Here is a 1,392-nt window from a genome sequence, read left to right on the forward strand (position 1 = left end):
GTTGGCGAAGACGCCACCGCTGAGCGCCACCGTCGAGATCCCGTCCTGCTCCCGGACGGCCCCGCAGATCCGCCGCACCAGCAGCGCCACTCCGGCGTGGAAGCGCGCGGCGATCAGCCCGGCCGGCGCTCCCGCGGCCACGTCCGCCAGCACCGCGGCCAGCACCGGCCCGGGTTCGGCGCTCCAGCCGTCCGGCCGCGCCGACAGTCCGAACGCGTACCCCGACGAAGGCCCGAACCCGGCTGCCGCCGCCTCCAGTTCGATCGCCGCCTGGGCCTCGTACCCGGCCCGGTGGCAGACCCCCGCGAGCGAGGACACCGCGTCGAAGAGCCGCCCCATGCTGGAGGTCGGCACGCAGTTCAGCCCGCACTCCAACTGCCGCTCCAGCAGGCGCAGTTCCTCCTCCGGGCAGGTCTCGACCGACGGCAGTCCCGCCGCCCAGGGCAGCCCGGCGGCGCGCAGGTGCGCGAGCGCCGTCCGGTACGGGCGCTCGACCGCCGCGTCCCCGCCCGGCAGCGGCACGTACGCGAGGTGGGCGACGCGCCGGAAGCCGTCGTAGTCGGCCAGCAGCACCTCGCCGCCCCAGATCGCGCCGTCCTCGCCGTAGCCGGTCCCGTCGAAGGCCACGCCGAGCACCGGCCGGCCGCCGTCCAGGCCGTGCTCGGCCATCACCGCGGCCACGTGCGCGTGGTGGTGCTGCACCCGCCGCACGGGCCGCCCGGCGGCCATCCGCTCGGCGTGGTGCACCGAGCGGTAGCCGGGGTGCCGGTCGGCGACGAGCAGTTCGGGCCGCACGCCGCTGACGACGCCGAGCTGCTCCACCGCGCGGTCGAAGGCGCGCAGCGTGGCGAGGTCGTCCATGTCGCCGACGTGGCCGGACAGCCACGCGTAGCCGTCGCGGGCGAGCGCGAAGGTGTTCTTCAGGTCGCCGCCGACGGCCAGCGCCGGACGGACGGGCACCGGCAGCGGGAGCGGCAGCGGCACGTACCCGCGCGAGCGCCGCAGCGGGAGCTGTCGGCCGTCCACGACGCGCACGACGGAGTCCTCGCACGGCACGTGGATCGGCCGGTCGTGGGTGAGCCAGCCGTCGACGAGCGGGGCGAGCACGGCGAGCGCGTGCCGGTCGTCGGTGACGATCGGCTCGCCGGAGAGGTTGGCGCTGGTCATCACCAGGAGGTCGGTGCCGGGGGCGGCGAGCAGCAGGTGGTGCAGCGGCGTGTACGGGAGCATCACGCCGAGGTCGGGGCTGCCCGGGGCCACCGCCTCGAGTCCGGCCGGCGAAGCGCCGCGCAGCAGGACGATCGGGCGCACCGGCCCGGTGAGCAGTTCGCGCTCGACCGGCCCGAGCGGCAGCAGGCGCTCGACGGCGGCGAGGTCGCGGGCCATCAGCGC

The 1,392-nt window shown here is 76.8% G+C and carries 1 protein-coding gene; it reads right to left on the reverse strand.

Annotated elements, in window-relative coordinates; translation table 11 throughout:
* Nucleotides 1-1,392, reverse strand: a 1,392-nt coding sequence (locus tag AB0O00_RS39550; protein ID WP_363659505.1) for a Sua5/YciO/YrdC/YwlC family protein, incomplete at both ends; no start/stop codon positions are given.

The sequence above is a fragment of the Kitasatospora sp. NPDC093558 genome, from assembly GCF_040683475.1.
Lineage (GTDB): Bacteria > Actinomycetota > Actinomycetes > Streptomycetales > Streptomycetaceae > Kitasatospora.